At 69.7% G+C, this 19,940-nt stretch carries 20 protein-coding genes; 16 read left to right on the forward strand and 4 right to left on the reverse strand.

What is annotated here, in order from left to right:
• Positions 1-4: 4 nt before the first annotated feature.
• Genes AUL33_RS14475 through AUL33_RS14490 form a run of 4 tightly spaced genes read left to right on the forward strand, consistent with a single transcriptional unit; the run spans position 5 to position 5,531 of the window.
• On the forward strand, positions 5-802 hold the full coding sequence (locus tag AUL33_RS14475; RefSeq protein WP_062209476.1) for an SDR family oxidoreductase: 798 nt from the start codon (positions 5-7) through the stop codon (positions 800-802).
• Between the two features lie 58 nt (positions 803-860).
• The gene (locus tag AUL33_RS14480) at positions 861-2,777 is read left to right on the forward strand and encodes a beta-N-acetylhexosaminidase (RefSeq protein WP_062209479.1); all 1,917 of its coding nucleotides are present in this window, start codon (positions 861-863) and stop codon (positions 2,775-2,777) included.
• A 28-nt stretch (positions 2,778-2,805) separates the two neighbouring features.
• Positions 2,806-4,272, forward strand: a complete 1,467-nt coding sequence (locus tag AUL33_RS14485) for a M81 family metallopeptidase (protein ID WP_062209482.1) — start codon at positions 2,806-2,808, stop codon at positions 4,270-4,272.
• Positions 4,269-5,531, forward strand: a complete 1,263-nt coding sequence (locus AUL33_RS14490; RefSeq protein WP_374754438.1) for an MFS transporter — start codon at positions 4,269-4,271, stop codon at positions 5,529-5,531. Before AUL33_RS14485 ends, AUL33_RS14490 begins: the two co-directional genes overlap by 4 nt.
• Positions 5,532-5,723: 192 nt before the next feature.
• On the opposite strand, the gene AUL33_RS21675 is transcribed toward AUL33_RS14490, so the two are convergent.
• Complete coding sequence (locus tag AUL33_RS21675) at positions 5,724-5,867, reverse strand: DUF1127 domain-containing protein (protein ID WP_082652606.1); 144 nt, start codon at positions 5,865-5,867, stop codon at positions 5,724-5,726.
• Positions 5,868-6,398: 531 nt separating this feature from the next.
• On the opposite strand from AUL33_RS21675, the gene AUL33_RS14495 reads away from it, so the two are divergent.
• The 10 genes from AUL33_RS14495 to AUL33_RS14540 all read left to right on the forward strand — a co-directional run bounded on the left by AUL33_RS14495 (position 6,399) and on the right by AUL33_RS14540 (position 15,604).
• On the forward strand, positions 6,399-7,019 hold the full coding sequence (locus tag AUL33_RS14495) for a cupin domain-containing protein (protein WP_062209485.1): 621 nt from the start codon (positions 6,399-6,401) through the stop codon (positions 7,017-7,019).
• 170 nt (positions 7,020-7,189) lie between these two features.
• Entirely contained in the window at positions 7,190-8,131 is a 942-nt protein-coding gene (locus tag AUL33_RS14500; RefSeq protein WP_062209488.1) for a substrate-binding domain-containing protein, read from the forward strand.
• A gap of 118 nt (positions 8,132-8,249) precedes the next feature.
• Positions 8,250-9,053 carry an ATP-binding cassette domain-containing protein gene (locus AUL33_RS14505; RefSeq protein ID WP_062209491.1) on the forward strand — a complete coding sequence of 268 codons (804 nt, stop codon included), beginning with the start codon at positions 8,250-8,252 and terminating at the stop codon, positions 9,051-9,053.
• A gap of 110 nt (positions 9,054-9,163) precedes the next feature.
• Complete coding sequence (locus tag AUL33_RS14510; RefSeq protein ID WP_244492258.1) at positions 9,164-10,102, forward strand: ABC transporter permease; 939 nt, start codon at positions 9,164-9,166, stop codon at positions 10,100-10,102.
• 4 nt (positions 10,103-10,106) lie between these two features.
• Positions 10,107-11,195 carry a phosphotriesterase gene (locus AUL33_RS14515; RefSeq protein ID WP_062209494.1) on the forward strand — a complete coding sequence of 363 codons (1,089 nt, stop codon included), beginning with the start codon at positions 10,107-10,109 and terminating at the stop codon, positions 11,193-11,195.
• A gap of 43 nt (positions 11,196-11,238) precedes the next feature.
• Positions 11,239-12,009, forward strand: a complete 771-nt coding sequence (locus AUL33_RS14520) for a glutamine amidotransferase (RefSeq protein ID WP_062209497.1) — start codon at positions 11,239-11,241, stop codon at positions 12,007-12,009.
• Positions 12,010-12,014: 5 nt separating this feature from the next.
• Positions 12,015-12,941: a PfkB family carbohydrate kinase gene (locus tag AUL33_RS14525; RefSeq protein WP_062209500.1), complete on the forward strand. Its 927-nt coding sequence runs from the start codon at positions 12,015-12,017 to the stop codon at positions 12,939-12,941.
• Entirely contained in the window at positions 12,938-13,789 is an 852-nt protein-coding gene (locus AUL33_RS14530; RefSeq protein WP_062209504.1) for a BtpA/SgcQ family protein, read from the forward strand. The genes AUL33_RS14525 and AUL33_RS14530 overlap by 4 nt, the downstream gene beginning before the upstream one ends.
• Complete coding sequence (locus tag AUL33_RS14535; RefSeq protein ID WP_062209507.1) at positions 13,786-15,027, forward strand: Zn-dependent hydrolase; 1,242 nt, start codon at positions 13,786-13,788, stop codon at positions 15,025-15,027. Before AUL33_RS14530 ends, AUL33_RS14535 begins: the two co-directional genes overlap by 4 nt.
• Positions 15,028-15,166: 139 nt before the next feature.
• Positions 15,167-15,604, forward strand: a complete 438-nt coding sequence (locus tag AUL33_RS14540; protein WP_062209510.1) for a pyridoxamine 5'-phosphate oxidase family protein — start codon at positions 15,167-15,169, stop codon at positions 15,602-15,604.
• Positions 15,605-15,668: 64 nt separating this feature from the next.
• On the opposite strand, the gene AUL33_RS14545 is transcribed toward AUL33_RS14540, so the two are convergent.
• The gene (locus tag AUL33_RS14545) at positions 15,669-16,730 is read right to left on the reverse strand and encodes an SDR family oxidoreductase (RefSeq protein WP_062209513.1); all 1,062 of its coding nucleotides are present in this window, start codon (positions 16,728-16,730) and stop codon (positions 15,669-15,671) included.
• A gap of 102 nt (positions 16,731-16,832) precedes the next feature.
• On the opposite strand from AUL33_RS14545, the gene AUL33_RS14550 reads away from it, so the two are divergent.
• Positions 16,833-17,222, forward strand: coding sequence for a helix-turn-helix domain-containing protein (locus AUL33_RS14550; protein WP_062209516.1), 390 nt, complete (start codon positions 16,833-16,835; stop codon positions 17,220-17,222).
• A gap of 500 nt (positions 17,223-17,722) precedes the next feature.
• On the opposite strand, the gene AUL33_RS14555 is transcribed toward AUL33_RS14550, so the two are convergent.
• On the reverse strand, positions 17,723-18,079 hold the full coding sequence (locus tag AUL33_RS14555; protein WP_062209520.1) for a hypothetical protein: 357 nt from the start codon (positions 18,077-18,079) through the stop codon (positions 17,723-17,725).
• Positions 18,080-18,216: 137 nt separating this feature from the next.
• Between AUL33_RS14555 and AUL33_RS22675 the strand changes: the two genes are divergently transcribed.
• Positions 18,217-18,408 (forward strand): hypothetical protein, encoded by a 192-nt coding sequence (locus AUL33_RS22675; protein ID WP_156419428.1) that lies wholly within the window; start codon positions 18,217-18,219, stop codon positions 18,406-18,408.
• 306 nt (positions 18,409-18,714) lie between these two features.
• Here AUL33_RS22675 and AUL33_RS14560 read toward each other — a convergent pair whose 3' ends face one another.
• On the reverse strand, positions 18,715-19,935 hold the full coding sequence (locus AUL33_RS14560; RefSeq protein ID WP_062209523.1) for a PLP-dependent aminotransferase family protein: 1,221 nt from the start codon (positions 19,933-19,935) through the stop codon (positions 18,715-18,717).
• Between the last annotated feature and the right edge of the window lie 5 nt (positions 19,936-19,940).

Here is a 19,940-nt window from a genome sequence, read left to right on the forward strand (position 1 = left end):
AGCCATGAGCACGACCTCTTTTCCGGGCGCCGCCCCGCACACCGTCGCGATCGTCACCGGCGGCGCCGGCGACATCGGCCGCGCCATCGCCGCGCGCCTTGCCCGCGACCATGCGCTCGTGGTGCTCGTGGATATCGACGAAGCGGCCGGCGAGCAGGCCGCGCGCGCGCTCGGCGAAGCCATCCGCTTCATCGCCGCCGACGTCACCGACCCGTTGAGCGTCGCGGCGATGGCGCGCGAGGCGCTGGCGCTCGGCCCCGTGCGCACCCTCGTCAACAATGCCGGGGCGGCGCGCGCCGTCAGCCTCCACGACACGACGCCGGAGATCTGGCGGGCCGACAACGCGCTTAACCTGGAGGCCGCCTTCCTCTGCTTTCGCGCACTGGAGGAGAGCCTGGCGGCGACCCGTGGCTCGGTGGTCAACATCGCCTCGGTCAACGGCCTCGGCGTCTACGGCCATCCCGCCTACAGTGCGGCGAAGGCCGGGCTGATCCACCTGACGCGGCTGATCGCGGTGGAATACGGGCGGCTCGGCATCCGCGCCAATGCGGTGGCCCCCGGCACGGTTCGCACGCAGGCCTGGGAGGCGAGAGCGCAGGCCAACCCCGCCGTGTTCGAGGAGGCCGCCCGCTGGTATCCGCTCGGGCGCGTCGTTGACCCCGCCGACGTCGCCGAAGCCGTGGGCTTTCTCGCCAGTCCGCTCGCCAGGGCCATCACCGGGACGTGCCTCCCCGTCGATTGCGGGCTGAGCGCGGGGCAGGGGGAACTCGCCCGCACCTTTTCCCAGTCCGACCATTACTGAGCGGGATCGCCGCCCTCATCGGCCTCGCTCATGGGCCTTGCCCGAAAGGAACCGCCCGATGCTTCCCGCCTTTCGTCTGGACTGCGCCTGGCATGCGGGCGAGAGCCCGAACGGTCGCTTCGCCTTCGCCCTGTTCAACCTCGGATCCGAGCCGATCGTGGGTTTTCAGCTTGCCTATACCGCGCTCACCCGCGTCATCGACCCCGCCGCCTGTACCGACGCGGTCTTCGTGTTGCGCGACGCCAACTATCACGCCTACGCCCCGCCCGAGGGCTTCGTGCTGGCGCCGGGCGCGGCGTGGCGCTTCACGGTCGGCGGCCTGCACCGTCCGGCCCGCCACTGCACCGATGGCGCGAAATCCGCGATCCTCACGACATCGGACGGGCGCCATCACGCCGTCGCCGTCTCCGACCTCCTGCTCGAGGGCCGCGTCAGCGAGCCGCCGCCGGTGCTTCTGCCGGAGGGCCGCCTGACCCTGCCCTTCGCGCTCCAGCCCTGGCCGCGCCGGATCGACGCCGTGCCGGGAGACGGCGTCCTTGCGGTGCTCTATCCCGGCGAGGGCGCAGGGACGGACGACATCCGCGCCGTCCACGCCGTGCTGGCGCTGTTCCAGCGGCTGTTTCCCGCCGGCCATGCGCCGTTTGCGCTCGGCGCCAGCCCGCAGGGGCGCCCGATCCGCTTCGTGCTCGACGTGGGCCTCGGCCCGGAAGCCTATGCGCTCGCCTTCTCGCGCGATGGCGTCGAGCTGCGCCACGGCGGCCCGGCAGGACGCCAATATGGGCTGACGAGCCTCGCCCAGCTTCTCGACGGGGCGCGGCGCGACCCCCGGCGCTTCCGCTTTCCCGTCGGCGGCGGCATCGAGGATGCGCCGCGCCACGGCTGGCGCGGCTGCCATCTCGACGTCTCCCGCCAGTTCTATCCGCTTGGCGACGTCTTGCGGCTTCTCGACATCCTCGCCTGGTTCAAGCTTAACACCTTCCATTGGCATCTCACCGACGACGAGGCGTGGCGCCTCGAAATCCGGCGCTATCCTGAACTCACCAGCGTCGGCGTCCTGCGCGGTCCCGACGAGCCGCTGCGCCCGCAGCTCGGCAACGGCGCCGAGCCCATGGGTGGCTTCTACTCGCAGGACGACGTGCGCGCCGCGGTCGCCCATGCCGCCATGCTGGCGATCGAGGTGGTGCCCGAGATCGACATTCCCGGCCACAACGCCGCGACGCTGGTCGCCCTCCGGGAGCTGACCGACGGGCAGGAGGCGCCGGACAGCTACCATTCGGTGCAGGGCTACGCCAACAACGCGCTGAACCCGGCGATCCCGCTGACCTACACCTTCCTCGAAGCCGTGCTGGACGAGATGGCCGAGCTCTTTCCCTCGCGCTACGTCCATATCGGCGGCGACGAGGTGGCGGACGGCGCATGGCTGGCCTCGCCAATGGCGCGGGCGCTGATGGAGCGCGAGGGCCTGGCCGGCACGTTCGAGCTGCAATCCCATTTCCTCGGCCGGGTGCAGGCGATGCTCACCGCACGCGGCAAGGTGCTCGCCGGCTGGAACGAGGTCGCCCATGGCGGCGGCGTCGAGGCGGAGGGGACGCTGCTCATGGCCTGGGAAAAGCCCGAAGTCGGCATTGCGCTGGCGCGCGAGGGCTACGACGTGGTGATGACGCCGGGGCAGGCCTATTATCTCGATATGGTGCAGGGCAAGGAATGGCAGGAGCCCGGCGCGAGCTGGGCCGGCACGGTGCCGCCGGCCCACACCTACGGCTACGAGGCGGCGGGCGACTTTCCGGCCGAGTTGCAGGACCGGCTGAAGGGCGTCCAGGCCTGCATCTGGAGCGAACATTTCCTGTCGCGCGCCTATTTCAACCGGCTGGTCTTCCCGCGCCTTCCCGCGATCGCCGAGGCCGCCTGGACCCCCGCGGACGCCAAGGACTGGGAGCGCTTCTGCGCCATCGTGCCGCTCGCCCCCCAGCTTTGACGCATCTTCCTGTCATGACGAGACCTCGATGAACCCAGCCTTCCGCATCGCCGCCGGCGGCATTCACAGCGAATGCTCGACCTATTCCCCCGTCCTCATGCAGCTGGAGGATTTTCGCGTCCTGCGCGGCCCCGAGATGTCGGGCGCCGAGACCTTCGCGTTTCTCCATGCCGAGGGCGTCCACGTCACGCCGCTGCTGCATGCGCGCGCCGTGCCGGGCGGGCCGGTGGCGCGCGAGACCTACGAGGCGCTGAAGGGCGACTTCCTCGCCCGGCTCGAAGCGGCGCTGCCGCTCGACGGGCTCTATCTCGCTCTGCACGGCGCGCTGAACGTCGAGGGCCTGGACGATGCCGAGGGCGACTGGGTCACGGCGGCCCGCGCGCTCGTCGGCGAGACCTGCATCATCGTGGCGAGCTACGATCTCCACGGCAATGTCAGCCCCCGCGTCGTCGACGGGCTCGACATCTTCGCGGCCTATCGCACCGCGCCGCACATCGACACACGTGAAACAATGGAGCGCGCCTTCGCCATGCTCGCCTCGGCGCTGCGCGACGGCGTGCGGCCGGGGATCGCTTGGGCACCCGTGCCCGTGCTGCTGCCGGGCGAATGCACGTCCACGCAGGACGAGCCGGCGCGCGGGCTCTATGCGGCGTTGCCGGGCTTCGACGCGCGGCCGGGCATCCTCGATGCCAACCTGATGATCGGCTATGTCTGGGCCGACGAGCCGCGCGCCACCGCCTGCGCCGTCGTCACCGGCACCGACCGGTTGGCGGCGCTGGCGGCGGCGGGCGAGATCGCCGGCGCCTACTGGGTGGCACGCGAACACTTCGGCTTCGGACCGGTGACGGGGCCGCTCGCCGAGATGCTGGATCTCGCCGAGTCCGCTACGACGCGGCCCGTCATCCTCGCCGACAGCGGCGACAACCCGACAGGCGGCGGCGTCGGCGACCGCGCCGACGTCCTCGCCGGGCTCCTGGCGCGGGATTTCCGCGGCGCTCTCATGGCTGGCATCACCGACCGACCTGCGGTGGAGGCCTGTTTCGCGGCCGGTGAGGGGGCGACGCTCACCCTCTCGATCGGCGGCAGTCTCGACCCATCGAGCCGGCCCGTGGAGACGCAGGCGACGGTCGTCCGGCTCGACGATGCCGGGACTGCGCGCGAGCGTCAGGCGGTGGTGGCGCTGGGAGGCGAGGGCGGCATCACGCTCGTGCTGGCGGCGCGCCGTCGGCCCTATCACGACCTCGCCGACTTCCACCGCCTCGGCCTCGATCCCGCCGGGGTGCGGCTCCTCGTGGTGAAATCGGGCTACCTCTCGCCGGAACTCGCCCCCATCGCCAACCCCAACCTGATGGCGCTGACCGACGGCGTCGTGAACCAGGACATTCCCCGCCTCGCCAGCCGCCGCCGCGCGGGACCGCAGTTCCCGTTCCAGCGCGACTTCGAGTTCACGCCCGCGCCCCGGCTCTCGGCGCGCTGGAACGAGGGCGGCGCTTGAGCGATCCGGGTCCCGTCGTGAGCGCCCCGACCCCGACGGCCGCCTCGGGGCGCTCGCTTCCCGCGCTGCTGCGCGATCCCACGATCCGCGCCAGCATCCTCGCCATCTTCTTCTACGGCTTCTCGGGCGCGGCCACCGCGCCCTACCAGTCCGTCATCGGCCTCACCGAACTGAAGCTCGGCAACGGGCTCTACGCGCTCCTCATCCTCCTCGGCGCCACCGTTAACGTCCTCGTCAGCATCTCGATCGGCATTCTCGCCGACCGGATCGGGCGCTACCGGTCGCTGATGATCGTGGTCGGCCTGTTCGGCGTCACCGGCTACGGGCTGATCTACGCCGTTCCGACGCCGGCGAGCTTCGTCCTCGCCTCGCTCCTGCTGCTGCCGGTCTATCACTCGATCAACTCGCTGCTCTTCGCCAACGTGCGGGTGACCACCGACCGGCTCGACGGCGCCGCGGCGGGCGCGGTGAACTCCACCGTGCGCGCGGCGATCTCGCTCTCCTGGGTGCTGGTGCCCGGCCTCGTGGCGCTTCTGCTCGTCGGGCGCGCCAGCATGTTGCCGGCCTATCTCATCGCCAGCCTCGCGGCGCTCGCCACCGTCCTCGCCGTCCTGGTTCTGCTGCCCGACAACCCGGCGCGGCCCCGCGCCGCGCCGACGGGCGCGGCGGCGTCCGCCTATCTCGCGGGCTTTGCCGAGGTGCTGTCGCCGCGCGTCTTCGTCCGGCTGCTGGCGCTGGCGCTCATTGCCTCGACGCTGCATGTCAACGCCGCCGTGCTGCCGATGATCGTGACGGGCGCGGCGGGCGGTGACGTCACGGATATCGGCGTCACCGTCGGCGCGGTGGCGCTGCTCGAGGTCGTGTTCATCTTCGTCTGGGCCGGCATCCAGCGGCGCATCGGCAACGTGCGGGCGCTGATCGCCGGCACCGTGATCTACGCCGCCTATCTGGCGCTCCTCGGACTCGCCTCCTCGCCGGTCCACGTCTACGCGCTGACGCTTCTCAGCGGCTTCGGCGCCGCGGCGATCATCTCGATCCCGATCACCTACCTGCAGGATCTCATCGCGGGTCGGCCGGGCCTCGGGAGCTCGCTGATCTCGGTGAACTTCTTCATGGCCGGCGGGCTCTGCGCCGCGCTCTTCGCCTTCGGCACCTGGATCACCGACTACAGCGGCACCTCGATCCTCGGTGCGCTCGCCGCCCTCGCCGGCGCGGCCCTGCTCTTCGCGCTCGACGGGCGGCGGGCGGCTGTAAAGTAGGGGCTGGAGACCGGTCGAGCCCGGTCTGCGTCAGCGCTCGCGAGGCCTTGGCAAGGGCCGGATACGACAACGCCCTTGCCGGGGGAGGACCGGCAAGGGCGTCATGGTGTGGCCAGGCAACGGTGGGAGGAACCGTGCGGCCGGTCCGCTGCGATCGTGGGAGGAACGACCGCCGCGAAGCTCTGAAACTCGTTAGCGCACCGACTGGCGGGCGAGGGTCGGGATGTCCGAGCGCGAGATGCCGAGGTCGGCGAGTTCGCGCTGCGAGAGACGGTTCAGCTCGGCGGCCGTGTTGCGATACTGGCGCCAGGTCTGGAAGGAGCGAGCGAGGCTCATGGGATCTATCCTTTGGGTCGGCTTCTCGTCGGTGGAAGCCGGTGCGGTTCGTTTCGACACCCATTACCTAGCCGCTCGCATCGCCGGGCAGTAGCGCTAAGCCGGCATGGCAGCCCTCGCATTCTTCGCTATCTCGCACCTGCGTTGCAGCCATGCGCTCAGCGAATGGCTTGATCATCTGAAATGGAAACCATTTGATGAATCGACGCTGACAAAGGGTCCGATGGCCTGCAAATGGGGAACTGTGCAAACTGTGTTCCGGTAGAAGAATCGCCGGAGCCGCATTCCCATATAATCAGCATGACGAATGATTGGATGCACTGCACAAGAACGGGGTCCGACCACCGTCTCGCCTGCGATGATCGTCGCCCGGACCCTCTTGTGGGATCGCCCTCTGCGGCAGATCTGTCGTGATCGTGGACCACAACCGACGGCACCCCAACCCCAGCGCGTGGCTCGACTGTTCATACGTCGCGTTTCCCCTTAGGAATATGCCTTGAACGAGGTTCAAGCATCGGAAGACGCCACGTCATGAACGGACAATCCGAGCCACAGGGGCGAACCGGTCCGGAGGGAGAGCGCAGCCAGGCGGCGTCGCTGCGGCTCGGCGTCCGGCTGAAGCTGGCGCGCCAGACGCGCGGCATGACGCTGAAGGCCCTGTCGCTGAAGGCCGACTGCTCCGAAAGCCTCCTGTCGAAGGTCGAGAACGGCAAGGCCTCGCCCTCGCTGCCGATGCTGCACAAGCTCGTCGAGGTGCTCGGCACCAATATCGGCTGGATGTTCGAGGAGGTCGACGGCGAGGAGGGCATCGTCTTCCGCGCGGGATCGCGCCCGCTCATCGCCCTCGACCCGCTACGCCAGGGCGAGGGTATCGCGCTCGAGCGGGTCATTCCCTATTCGGCCGGGCATCTTCTCCAGTGCAACATCCACCATATCGGCCCCGGCGGCACGAGCGCCGGCCCGATCCAGCATTCGGGCGAGGAGGTCGGCTATCTCATCGCCGGCGAGATCGAACTCTTCGTCGAGGCGCGCGCCTTCCGGCTCGGCCCCGGCGACAGCTTCGCCTTCCGCTCGGAGCTGCCGCACCACTACCGCAATGTCGGCGAGGTGCCGGCCAGCATCTTCTGGGTGAACACGCCGCCGACGTTCTAGGCAGGTCCTGCCTTCGCTCCGCGCACGAAATGCCTGCAATCTCGGCAGTTTCATTATATGGCGCTGCAGCGAGCAATTGAGTTGACAGCCATTCAAGTTTCTTGAATTCTCTCCCCAGCGCAGAAGCGCGACCGAGGGCCCGCCGGGCCGCCGAGCCAAAGGGGAATTCCATGCGCCTGTCCCAGATCCTCTCCGGTGGCGTCGCCGCCGCCGTCCTGACCCTCGGCTTCGGCGCCGCCTCCGCGCAGGCCGACACCTACGCGCTCGTGACGATCAACAGCCAGGCGCTGTTCTTCAACCAGATCAACGACGGCGCCAAGGCCGCCGCCAAGGCCGCCGGCGCCGAGCTGGTGATCTTCGACGCCAACAACGTGCCGGCGGCGCAGAACTCGGCGATCGAGACCTACATCACCCAGAAGGTCGACGGCATCATCCTCGTCGCCATCGACGTGAACGGCGTCAAGCCGGCCATCACCGAGGCCAAGGCCGCCGGCATCCCCGTGGTGGCGATCGACGCGCAGATCCCCGGCGGCGACAACGTCTCCTTCATCGGCGTCGACAACGCCAAGGCCGGCGCCGACATCGGCAAGTTCTACGCCGACTACGTGAAGGCCGAGATGGGCGGGGAGGCGACCGTCGGCGTCGTCGGCGCGCTCAACTCCTTCATCCAGAACCAGCGCCTCGACGGCTTCAAGCAGGCCGCCACCGCCAGCGGCGAGAAGATTGCGTTCCTCGACACGGTGGACGGGCAGAACGTGCAGGACGTGGCGCTCGGCGCCGCCGAGAACCTGATGACCGCCAACCCGACGATGAAGACGCTCTACGCCACCGGCGAGCCGGCGCTGATCGGCGCGGTCTCGGCCGTCGAGAGCCAAGGCCGGCAGGCCGACGTCAAGGTCTTCGGCTGGGACCTGACGGCGCAGGCGGTCAAGGGCATCGACGAGGGCTGGGTCGCCGCCGTGGTGCAGCAGGATCCCGCCGGCGAGGGCAAGGCCGCCGTCGAGGCGCTGGTGAAGCTGAAGAAGGGCGAGAGCGTCGAGCCGATCATCAACGTGCCCGTCACCATCGTCACCAAGGCCAACGTCGATCAGTTCCGCGCCATGTTCAAGTAAGCCGGCGCACAGTTCCCCGTGGGCGATCTCGCCCGCGGGGTTCCCGTCCCGCGAACCATCCAGCCGATCGGATGCCGCCCGTCCGGCGGCGTCCGCATCCGATGCAGGACCTCAAGCCATGACCCTTCCCCCGCCCGATCGCGTCCGCATGACCGGGATCTCGAAACGCTACGGGCCGATCCAGACGCTGCACGACGTCTCGCTGCGGCTGGCGCCGGGCGAAGTGCTCGGCCTCGTCGGTGACAACGGCGCGGGCAAGTCGACGCTGTCGAAGGTCCTGTCCGGCGCGGTGGTGCCCGATGGCGGCACGATCGAGATCGACGGCGTTCCCGTCGCCTTCGCATCTCCCGCCGACGCGCGCGCCGCCCATGTCGAGATGGTCTACCAGGACCTCTCGCTCTGCGACACGGTGGATGTCGCGGGCAATCTCTTCCTCGGCCGCGAGCCGCGCCGCAAGGTCGCCGGGCTCCCCTTCCTCGACAAGCCGCGCATGCATGCCGACGCCAAGTCGATGCTGGAGCGGCTTGGCATCGTCATCGCCGACACGAAGCTTCTCGTTGAGAACCTCTCGGGCGGCCAGCGCCAGTCGATCGCGATCGGGCGCGCCGCCTCCTTCGATCCGAAGGTTCTCATCATGGACGAGCCGACGGCCGCCCTCGCGGTGGCCGAGGTCGAGGCGGTGCTGGAGTTGATCCGCACGGTCTCGGTGCGCGGCGTCAGCGTCATTCTCATCACCCACCGCCTGCAGGACCTCTTCCTCGTCTGCGACCGCATCCAGGTCATGTACGAGGGCCGCAACGTCGCCGAGCGGCGTATCGAGGACACCAGCATCGAAGACGTCGTGAACCTCATCGTCGGCCGCAAGTTCCAGGCGCGCTCGGCCGGGCATCGCGGCGAAGACTCGGGAGCCCTGCCGGCATGACCCCCACCAAGACCGATGCGGCGCTCGACGTCGCCCCCCTTCATGCCGCCCCCCTTCATGCACCGGGCCATGCGCCGCGCGTGCGCCGGACCAACTGGCGCGATCGCTTCATGGCCAATGGCAGCGTCGCCTCGATCGCGATCTTCTTCGCCCTCGTCTGCCTTCTCTTCACGCTGACCACCGACGCCTTCCTCACCACGCCGAACCTTCTCAACATCATCCGCCAGTCGGCCCCGCTCCTCATCGTCGCGGCCACCATGACCTTCGTCATCACAACCGGCGGCATCGATCTTTCGGTCGGCTCGGTGCTGGCGCTGGTCTGCGCGCTCTCGGCGGCGCTCCTGCAGTTCGGTCTGCCCTGGCCGGTGGTGATCCTCGCCATGCTGGCGCTCGGCGCACTCGTCGGTGCGATGCAGGGCTTCTTCGTCGCCTACGAGGGCATTCCCGCCTTCATCGTGACGCTGGCCGGCCTCTCGGTGATCCGGGGCCTGGCGCTCCTCATCACCGGCGGCTACTCGATCCCCATCGCGCCCGACAGCCCGTTCGTGATCATGGGTCGCGGCTGGTTCCTCGGTGTGCCCATTCCCGCCTGGATCGCGCTCGCCGCGCTGATCATCGCCTGGATCGCCTTCAACCAGACGCGGTTCGGCCGCTACGTCACCGGCATCGGCGCCAATGCCGAGGCGGTGCGCCGGGCCGGCGTCGACACGCGCTTCACCACGATGATGGTCTACGTCCTCTCCTCCAGCGCCGCCGCGCTCGCCGGCATCGTGCTGGCGGGGCGGCTCGGTTCGGGCTCGTCCAATTCCGGCCAGGGCTTCGAGCTGGAGGTGATCGCCGCCGTGGTGCTCGGCGGCACCAGCCTCTTCGGCGGGCGCGGCACGCTGGTCGGCACTGTTCTCGGCGCGCTCACCGTCTCGGTGATCGCCAACGGGCTGATCCTCTCGCACATGTCGCCTTTCCTGACGCCGATCATCACCGGCTGCATCATCCTCGTCGCGATCTGGCTGAACTTCCGCCTGTTCCGCGGCGCGTCCCGCAAGCGCTGACCCGATGGAACTCGACTTCCAGCCCCGCACCCCCGCGCCCACCGGCATCGGCGTCGCCACCGGCCATGCGATGACCGTCGCGGGACCGATCCCGGTCGAAGACATGGGCGTCACGCTCATGCACGAGCACATCTTCATCGACGGCGAAAAGTCGTGGTCCTGCCCGTGCCATCCCGATCTTCGCGCGATGGCCGAGGAGCCCGTGCACATGGGCATCATCGGCGAGCTGCGGATGAACCCCTACATCAACCGCGACAACGTCTCGCTGACCGACAGCGACCTGGCGCTCTCCGAGCTCAAGCTCTTCCAGGCGCTCGGCGGCCACACGGTGGTCGATCCCACCAATATCGGCATCGGCCGCGATCCGCAGAAGCTCGCGCGCATCTCGCGCATGAGCGGGCTGAAGATCGTGATGGGCTCGGGCTTCTATCTCGAGCACACCCATCCCGACTGGCTGAAGCGGATGGATGTCGACGAGGTGACGGAGTTCCTCGTCCACGATGTCGGCGGCGCGGCCGAGAAGCCGGAGGTCATCGCCGGCATCATCGGCGAGGTCGGGGTGTCCAAGGACTTCACGGCCGAGGAGCGCAAGTCGCTGCGGGCCTCGGCGCGGGCTTCGGCGCGCACCGGCGTGCCCCTGTCGATCCACCTGCCGGGCTGGGAGCGCCTCGCCCACGAGGTGCTCGACATCGTGGAAGGCGAGGGGGCCGATCTCAGGCACACCGTGCTCTGCCACATGAACCCCAGCCACGACGACCTGCCCTACCAGAGCGCGCTGGCCCAACGCGGCGCGTTCCTGGAATACGACATGATCGGCATGGACTATTACTATGCCGACGCCGACTCGCAGTCGCCCTCCGACGAGGAGAACGCCCGCGCCATCCGTTCGCTGGCGGATCTCGGCCATGCCGACCGGCTGCTGCTCAGCCAGGACGTCTTCCTCAAGATGATGCTGACCCGCTTCGGCGGCTTCGGCTACGCCTACATCCTCAAGCACTTCGTGCCGCGCCTGAAGCGCCACGGCCTCGACGCGGCCGTGATCGACCGGATGCTCGTCGACAACCCGCGCGCCGTCTTCTCCTCAGCGGCGTAAAGCGCTCCCTTCCTCCTCGTCTTCTTCCCAAGGAAACAGCATCATGTCCCGATCCAAGGTCCTCCTCGCGGGCGAATCCTGGGTGTCCACCGCGACGCACATCAAGGGCTTCGACCAGTTCCCGACCGTCACCTACCACCAGGGCGCGGACGAACTCCTCGCGGCGCTGAAGGACAGCCCGTTCGACATCACCTTCATGCCCGCCCATGCCGCGCAGCGCGACTTCCCGCAGACGATCGAGGGCTTACGCGAATACGACGCGGTGATCCTGTCCGACATCGGCGCCAACACGCTGCTGCTGCATCCCGACACGTGGATCCATTCCAAGACCACCCCGAACCGGCTGAAGCTCCTGCGCCAGTATGTCGAGGAAGGCGGCGCGCTCCTGATGTTCGGCGGCTACTACTCGTTCCAGGGCATCAACGGCGGTGCGCGCTATGCCCGCACCCCGGTCGAGGACGTGCTGCCCGTGACGTGCCTGCGCTTCGACGACCGCGTCGAGGTGCCCGAGGGCTTCACGCCGGTGGTGACGGGCGCCGCCTCGCACCCGATCCTTGAGGGGCTCGGGGCCGAGTGGCCGGTGCTTCTGGGCTACAACGAGGTCGAGCTGAAGCCGGGCGCCGAGGTTCTCGCCACCGTCTCCACCGAATACGGCTCGCAGCCGCTCCTCGTCACCGGCACCTACGGCAAGGGCCGCTCGGTGGTCTGGACCTCGGACGTCGGCCCGCATTGGCTGCCCTCGACCTTCATCGCCTGGGAGGGCTACGCCAAGCTCTTCGCCGCGATGCTCGCCTGGTCCATCGCCAAGGATTGAGGCCGATGGCGGGTCCGGCCTCCACCGTCCACGTCGTCGGCAATGCCGGGCTCGACACGACGTTTCGCTTGGTGCGCCTGCCCGCGCCCGGCGAAACGCTGAACGCCGACGGCGGCGGGCAGGGCCTCGGCGGCAAGGGCGCCAACCAGGCGGTGGCCGCGAGCCGCACCAGCGCGCGCGTCACCCTCCATGCGGCGCTGGGGTCGGACGCTGCCGCGGGCACCATCCGCGAGCGGCTGGCGGCTGAAAGCCTCGACCTTGCCGGATTGGTGACGGCGGCGGGGCCGAGCGACAGCTCCGCCATCCTCGTCGACGCCGTCGGCGAGAACGCCATCGCCACGCTCAACGATCGCGCGCGCGGCTTCGACCCGCTGGCGGGGACGGGCCTGACGGCCCGCCTCGCGCCCGGAGACATCCTCCTGATGCAGGGCAACCTGCCGGCGGGGGTCACGCAAGCCTGCCTCGCCTTCGCGCGGGCGCGCGGTGCGACGACGATCTTGAACGCCAGCCCGCTCGATGAGCGCGAGACGTGGCGCCTCGACGCCGTCGACTGGCTCGTGGTCAATGCCGGCGAGGCCGGGACGTTGACCGGCGCGGATGACCCTGCCGTCGCTGCCGCCCGCTTGCGGGCGCTCGGCGCGGCGCAGGTGATCGTCAGCCTCGGCGCCGGCGGCGCACTGATGGTGGATACGGCCGGCACGCGGCAGTTTCCCGCCGCGCCCGTCACGCCGCTCGACACGAGCGGGGCAGGCGACGTCCTCTGCGGCGTCTTCACCGGGCTCCTCGCGCGAGGGCATACATCGACGCGGGCCTTGCGCCTCGCCGTCACGGCGGCCGGCATCGCGGTGACGCGGCCGGGCACGCTGGAATCCTGTCCGAGCGCCGCCGAGATCGCCGCGCTCCTCCTGTCAGAACCGAAAGATCCGTCATGAGCACCCAACCCATCGGCCCCCAACCCATTGGACAAGTCGGCGGCGACGCCATCACGGCGATCTTCGGCCGTTCGAAGGCGATCATCGGCGTCGTCCACCTCCTGCCGCTGCCCGGTAGTCCCCGCTTCGACGGCGAGGCGGTGGAGGCGATCTACGCCCGCGGGCTGAATGACGCGATCGCCTATCTCGCCAACGGCTGCGACGGCGTCATCGTCGAGAACCACGGCGACGTGCCTTTCGCCAAGCCCGACGACATCGGCCCCGAGACCGCCGCGCACATGAGCGTCGTCGCCGACCGGATCAGGCGCGAACTTGGGAAGCCCATCGGCATCAACGTGCTCGCCAACGCCTCGATTCCCGCGCTCGCCATCGCCAGCGCGTCGGGCGCCGCCTTCGTGCGCGTCAACCAGTGGGCCAACGCCTATGTCGCCAACGAGGGCTTCATCGAGGGCGAGGCCGCCCGCGCCATGCGCTACCGCGCGCAGCTTCGCGCCAAGGGCATCCGCATCTTCGCCGACGCGCATGTGAAGCACGGCGCGCACGCCATCGTCGCCGACCGCCCGGTGGAGGAGCAGGTCAAGGACCTCGTCTTCTTCGACGCCGATGCGGTGATCGCCACTGGCCAGCGCACCGGCCATGCGGCGGATCTCAGCTACATCCGCATGATCAAGGAAGCGTCCGGCCTGCCGACGCTGGTCGGCAGCGGCGTGACGCCCGAGAACGCCCGCGACATTCTCGACATCGTCGACGGGGTGATCGTCGCCAGCTCCCTGAAGCACGACGGCGTCTGGTGGAACCCGGTCGAGCCCGAGCGCGTCAAGCGCTTCATCGCCGGCCTCGGGCGGTGAGCGCGGCGCCTCCCCGCATCGATGCCGACCGGCTGCTGAAACGCCTCGACGCCTTCGCGGCGGTCGGCGCCACGCCGCGCGGCGGGGTCGATCGTCAGGCGCTCACCGTGGGCGACCGCGAGGTGCGTGCGATGCTGGCGGGGCTCGGCGTCGCACGCGGCTTCACGGTAGAGCAGGACGCAGCCGCAAATCTATTCCTGCGCCGGTCCGGCACGGACGGCGCGTTGCCGCCGCTCCTTCTCGGCAGCCATCTCGACACCCAGCCGACCGGCGGGCGCTTCGACGGAGCGCTCGGCGTCCTCGCCGGCTTCGAGGTGCTGGAGGCGCTGGAGGATGCCGGCGTCGCCACGCGCCGCGCGGTCGAACTGGCGGTCTGGACCAACGAGGAGGGCAGCCGCTTCCTGCCGGGCTGCCTGGGGTCGCAGGCCTTCGCCGCCGGCGCGCTGTCGCCCGAATGGGCGGGCCGTCATGGACCGGACGGCGCGCGGCTCGGCGACGAGCTGGCGGCGACGCTCGACGCCCTGCCCGGCGCGGCCCTTCGCCCGCTCGGCCGGCCGATCTCGGCCTATCTCGAACTCCATATCGAGCAGGGACCGGTGCTCGAGCGCGAGGGCCTCGCCATCGGCGCGGTGACGGGCATCCAGGGCACGCGCTGGCTGGAGGTGACGATCACCGGCGCCGCCGCCCATGCCGGCACGACGCCGCCCGCCTATCGCCGCGATCCGATGGTGGCCGCGGCCGCCGCGCTTCACCGGCTCGCAGGGGTGATGGCACGCGATGGGCTGGCGCGCCTGACGGTCGGGCGCATCCGGGCCGAACCCGGCTCGATCAACGCCGTTCCCGAGCGCGTCGTCCTCACGCTGGACCTGCGCCATCCAGACGCCGAGGCGCTCGACGCCATCGAGCGCATGGTGCGCGAGGAACTGGGGCAAGCGGCCACGGAGGCCCGCTGCGAGGCGAGCGCGACGGTGGTCTTCGACATGGCGCCGGTGGCCTTCGACGCGGCGATGGTGGCGCTGGTGGAGGCGTCGGCCGCAGTGGCCGGCCACGCCTCGCGCCGCCTCGTCTCCGGCGCCTTCCACGACGCGCTGTTCCTCGCGCGCCTCGCCCCCGCCGCGATGATCTTCGTGCCCTGCCGCGACGGGATCAGCCACAACGAGGCCGAGTTCGTCGAACCGCGCTTCGCGGTGGCGGGCGCCGAGACGCTGCTGGAGGCGACGCTTCGGGCGGCGGTTTGAGGGCAGCGGTCCGTTCCGAGTGGCGCTCGGTGCCCGTCGCCGGGTTGGCTGGCTGCTCGGCCGTTTCGCAGCCCGCGCCAAGCGATGGAGCCCGCCCGGCGTCCGTGCGTTGATGGCGTGAACCCCACGGGAGACTGCCATGACCGATATGACCCTGTCCGACCTGTCCGACGCCATGCGCGACATCGACTTCTGCATGCTGTCGACGCGCACCGAGGGCGGCGCCATCGCCGCGCGGCCGATGAGCAACAATGGCGACGTCGCCTACGAGGGCGACTCGTTCTTCTTCACCTACGAGACGGCGCGCACCGTCTCCGACATCGAGCGCGACCCGAAGGTCGGGCTCGGCTTCCAGGGCAAGAAGGGCCTTCTCGGCAAGCCGCCGCTCTTCATCTCGGTCGAGGGCGTCGCCGAGCTGATCCGCGACAAGGCCGTCTTCGAGGCGCACTGGACCAAGGATCTCGACACTTGGTTCAAGGACGGCATCGACACGCCCGGCATCGTGCTGGTCAAGGTCCATGCCGCGCGCATCCATTACTGGAACGGCGAGGACGAGGGCGAAATACCGGTTCGCTGATCCCGCGTCTTTCACGAGCCGACCGGGCGTCAGCCGCCCGGTCGATGTGTCTGCCCGTGCCCCGTCAGGGAATAAGGCGATCCGTGCGCAGCTGCGCGAAGAGATCGAAGAAGGCCTCGTCCGTCGTCTGGTAGGCAGTGAAGCCGAGGCGGCGGCTCTTCGACATGTCGGTGACCACCTCGATCGGCCGGCCGAGATCGGCGTCGGTGTGCCAGGGCGAGGCAAGGCGGGCGAGATCGGCCTCGGCGAGACCCTCGCGTGCGGCGATCTCGCGCCAGAGCGGCGCATCCCCCGCCATCTGTTCCTCGAGCGTCTGCACCGTGCCGTCGAAGGGCGCGGGCTCGAGGCCGAACCAGCCTGCGATGCGGCCCCACATCCAGCTCCAGCGGAAGATGTCGCCGTCGACGATGTTGAAATCCTGGTTCGCCGCGGCCGGGGTCTGCGTGGCCCAGAGCAGCTGGCGAGCGAGCTGGCGCGCGTCGGTCATGTCGGTCAGGCCGTTCCACTGCGCGGCCGAGCCGGGGAAGCGGAAGGGCCGTCCGGTCTCGCGGCAGATCGTGGCGTAGACCGCGAGCGTCGTGCCCATGTTCATCGCATTGCCGACGGCCTTGCCGATCACCGTGTGCGGGCGGTGGACGCTCCACGTGAAACCGTCGCGCTCGGCGGCCGCAAAGACTTCGTCCTCCTGCGCATAGTAGAAGTTGTCGACGTCGAGCCGGCCTTGGGTCTCGCGGAACGGCGTCTGCGGCAGGGTGCCCTGGCCGTAGGCCTCGAACGGGCCGAGATAGTGCTTGAGACCGGTGACGAGCGCGACGTGGCGCACCGAGCCGGCGGGCCTCAGCGCCGCCAGCAGGTTGCGCACCATCGCCGAGTTGACGCGGATGTTCTCGGCCTCGCTCTCCTGCCGCGCCCAGGTGGTGATGAACACCGCCTGCGGGGTCAGGCCTTCGAGCGCCGTCTCCAGCGAGGCGGGATCCTGCAGGTCGGCCGCCACCGGCGTCACGCCGGGTTGCTCGCCCGGCTTGCGGGCGAGGCCCAGCACCTGCCAGCCCTCGGAGGCCAGAAGCGCCGCCGTCGCGCTCCCGACGATGCCGCTCGCGCCCACCACCAGTGCCGTCTTCGTCATGATCGTCTCTCCGGATTGTCGTCGTGGACCGGCACCTAGGCAGCCGCGGGGCGAGCGGCTAGACGGAACCATTCGGGGACATAGGCACCAAAGGGTATCCAGATGCAGACGCGGAGCGACGAGACGGACTGGCGCGAGGACTGCGCGCCGCGCCGGGTGATGGAGATCTTCGCGACCAAGTGGACGAGCATGGTGCTGCACACGCTCGACGCCCGGCACGAGGGCCGCGCGCGCACCGGCGTCCTGCTGCGCAGCCTGCCCGGCATCTCCAAGAAGATGCTGACGCAGACGCTCCGCGAGATGGAGGCGAGCGGCCTCCTGACCCGGCATGTCGAGGGCACCGTGCCACCGGCGGTGGAGTATCGCCTGACGGCGCTCGGCCGCCGCTTCGTCGAACCGGTGGAACTGCTCTACGCCTGGGGCCGCGCCAACCCCGACGCGCTCGACGCGCTGCGCGCCCGCCCGACCTCGCGCCGGGCCGTCGCCGTCTGACGCGAGGGGCGTGGGATTGCGTGGCTCTTTCGCTGACGGGCGACAGGCGTCCGAGGCGTCGGGAGCGGGGACGATCCGCTCCGTTGCTCCTGCTACGGTTCGGTGGTTCGACGCAGACTTAAACTTCCATGTCTCCATATCCGTTTATGGCATCGAGGGTTCGAGGCTTTGGACGAGACGTCCCGACCGTTGGGATGTTCGGACCCTGAAAAAGGGCGGGCGCTCGATCGAAAGGGGATGCCGTCCGACCGAAATGTGGCCTCGGCCATGGTGGGACAGCGTGGCATGCCAGTCCGGCAGATCGACCGATGCGGCGGAAGCGAACGCCGCCTTACCGCAGCGGCCACTTTGTTCCGCCACCCCGCGGACATGCGCCTGTCATGGTGCCGCGATAGAGAGCGGCGGAACGATCCGGTTCGGCGCTGCCCGGCGTCCCATCCGTCCTGCGATGCGCCGAACCCATCGTTCTCGTCCGACCTGTTGCGTGCGTCCGTCCGGTGTCAGCCCGCCGGCCGGGCGACGCGCAGGAACCTATCGGGCGTCAGCCGGGGCACTCCGACGTCCGAACCGCGCGCGGAGGCCTTCGACAGCCGCTCGCGCGGCTCCAGCATCACCGCTGCCATGACCTCGATCGTCGCGGGCGAATAGACGTGGCCTTGCGGCGTGCGGATCCAGGGATGCAGGTCCTCGCGCTCGCGGTCGTCCTGCATGCCGACGGCGTAGTTGATGGCGTGGCGCAGCGATTCCCAGCGCGCGGCCGTCTGTTCACGCATCGAGCCGCCGATGTTCCAGGCATGCGGATCGGGTTTCTGGGTGCGATGCCCCCAGATCAACGTGGTGATCTCGTCGTCTGCCATGCGGGTGGTCCTCGTGCTGGCCGATCGATCGGCCGCTGACAGGTGCAACGCGCAACGGCGTCCGGCCGTTGCACCCGGCGCATGCGCTGCCGGGCCCGGACGCTTGCCCGGCTCCGCAAAACGCGCGATGACAACGGTTGGATCGCGACGGGCCGGCGGACACACCGCCGGCGGCGGTCGTCGGGAGAGTTGAGATGGCCAAGGGTCAGGTTCGCAGCAACAAGGAAACCCGCAAGCCGAAGGCGGACAAGAAGACCAAGGTCGATGCGGCGGCGATGACCGTCCCCGGCAAGTTCGCCGCGCCGCAGAAGGATTCCGGCAAGAAGTAAGCCGGTTGGTCGCCTCGGCGCCGGACTGAAGCCTCGCCCCCGCGCGAGGCTTCGTTGGTTATGCGGCGCGCTTGGTCGCTGGCGTTCGGCGGCCGAACGTTCCCCAAGGTTTCAAGACGAGGTTTCATCGCCCGTCCGGGGAGAAGTGCCCGGCAGGGCGATGAGGAGCTTGGCGTCGGAATGTCCGGCGCTTCGCGTTCGTCGTTCCGTTGGACTACGACGGAAGTCCTCTCTTCCCATGCCGGACCTTCTCCCCGGAGGGGCGAAGGAGGCGGCATGGGCGGCGGGCGGACGTCAGGTCTGCGGTCAGGCCGCGAGCGTGTCCCGAATGAGCGCCGCCAATCGCGGGATGCCGTCCGCGACGGCGCGCTCGTTGGCCAGCGTGAAGGACAGGCGCAGCGTGTTGCGGCCAGAGCCGTCGGCATGGAACGCGCTGCCCGGCACGAAGGCGACGCGAGCCTCGCGGACGGCGCGCGCCAGAAGGTCGGTCGTGTCGATTGCGTCGGGCAGCGTCAGCCAGACGAACATGCCCCCCTCCGGCCGGCTCCAGTGCACGCCCTCGGGCATGTGGGCGGCCAGCGCCGCCAGCACCGCATCGCGGCGCGCGCCGTAGGCGGCGACGAGCTTGTTGACCTGGGTGTCATAGGCGGTCTCGGCAACGAGATGGATCGCCATCTGGTTGATCGAGGGGCTATGGAGGTCGGCGGCCTGCTTCATCAGCACGAGCTTGTCGATGATGGGGCGCGGGGCACAGACCCAGCCGACGCGAAGGCCCGGCGCCAGGATCTTCGAGAAGGAGCCGCAGTAGATCGTGCGGGCCCTGTCGATGCCTCCCGATCGCGCGCAGTCGAGCGCCAGGATCGGCGGCACGCCTTCGCCATCAAAGCGCAGCGCCCGGTAGGCGGCGTCCTCGATCACCGCGATGTCGAGCTCGCCGGCGAGATCGAGCAGCGCCTCGCGCCCGGCACGGTCCAGCGTCTCGCCGGTCGGGTTGGCGAAGTCGGGAACGAGATAGGCGAATTTCGGCTCGCCGCCGGCCGCGCGCGCCGCCGTGCGGTAGGCCTCCGGCGTCATGTTGCCGCCGGCCAGCGTCAGCCGGTCGTAACGCGGCTCGTAGGCGTTGAAGGCCTGGAGCGCGCCGAGATAGGTCGGCCAGGTCACGAGCGCGGTGTCGCCGGGCGACAGGAAGAGCTTGCCGAGATAGTCGAGCGCCTGCTGCGAGCCGGACGTGATGAGGATATTACCCTCGTCGCAGGCGACGCCGATCTTGCCCATCTCGCCCGCCAGCCAGCGGCGCAGCGGCAGGTAACCCTCGCTCACCTGGTACTGCAGGGCGGCGTTGGCCGCCGGGCCGCCGAGGATCTCGGCATAGGCGGTCTGGAACGCTTCGTGCGGAAACAAAGCGGGGTCGGGAATGCCGCCGGCGAACGAGATGATGTCGGGCTGGTCGAGCAGCTTGAGAAGCTCTCGGATTTCGGATGCCCGCATGCGCGCGGAGCGGGTCGCGAAGAGATCGGTCAGGGTCATCGGCA

The sequence above is a fragment of the Aureimonas sp. AU12 genome (genome assembly GCF_001463705.1).
In the GTDB taxonomy this organism is placed as follows: Bacteria; Pseudomonadota; Alphaproteobacteria; order Rhizobiales; family Rhizobiaceae; genus Aureimonas.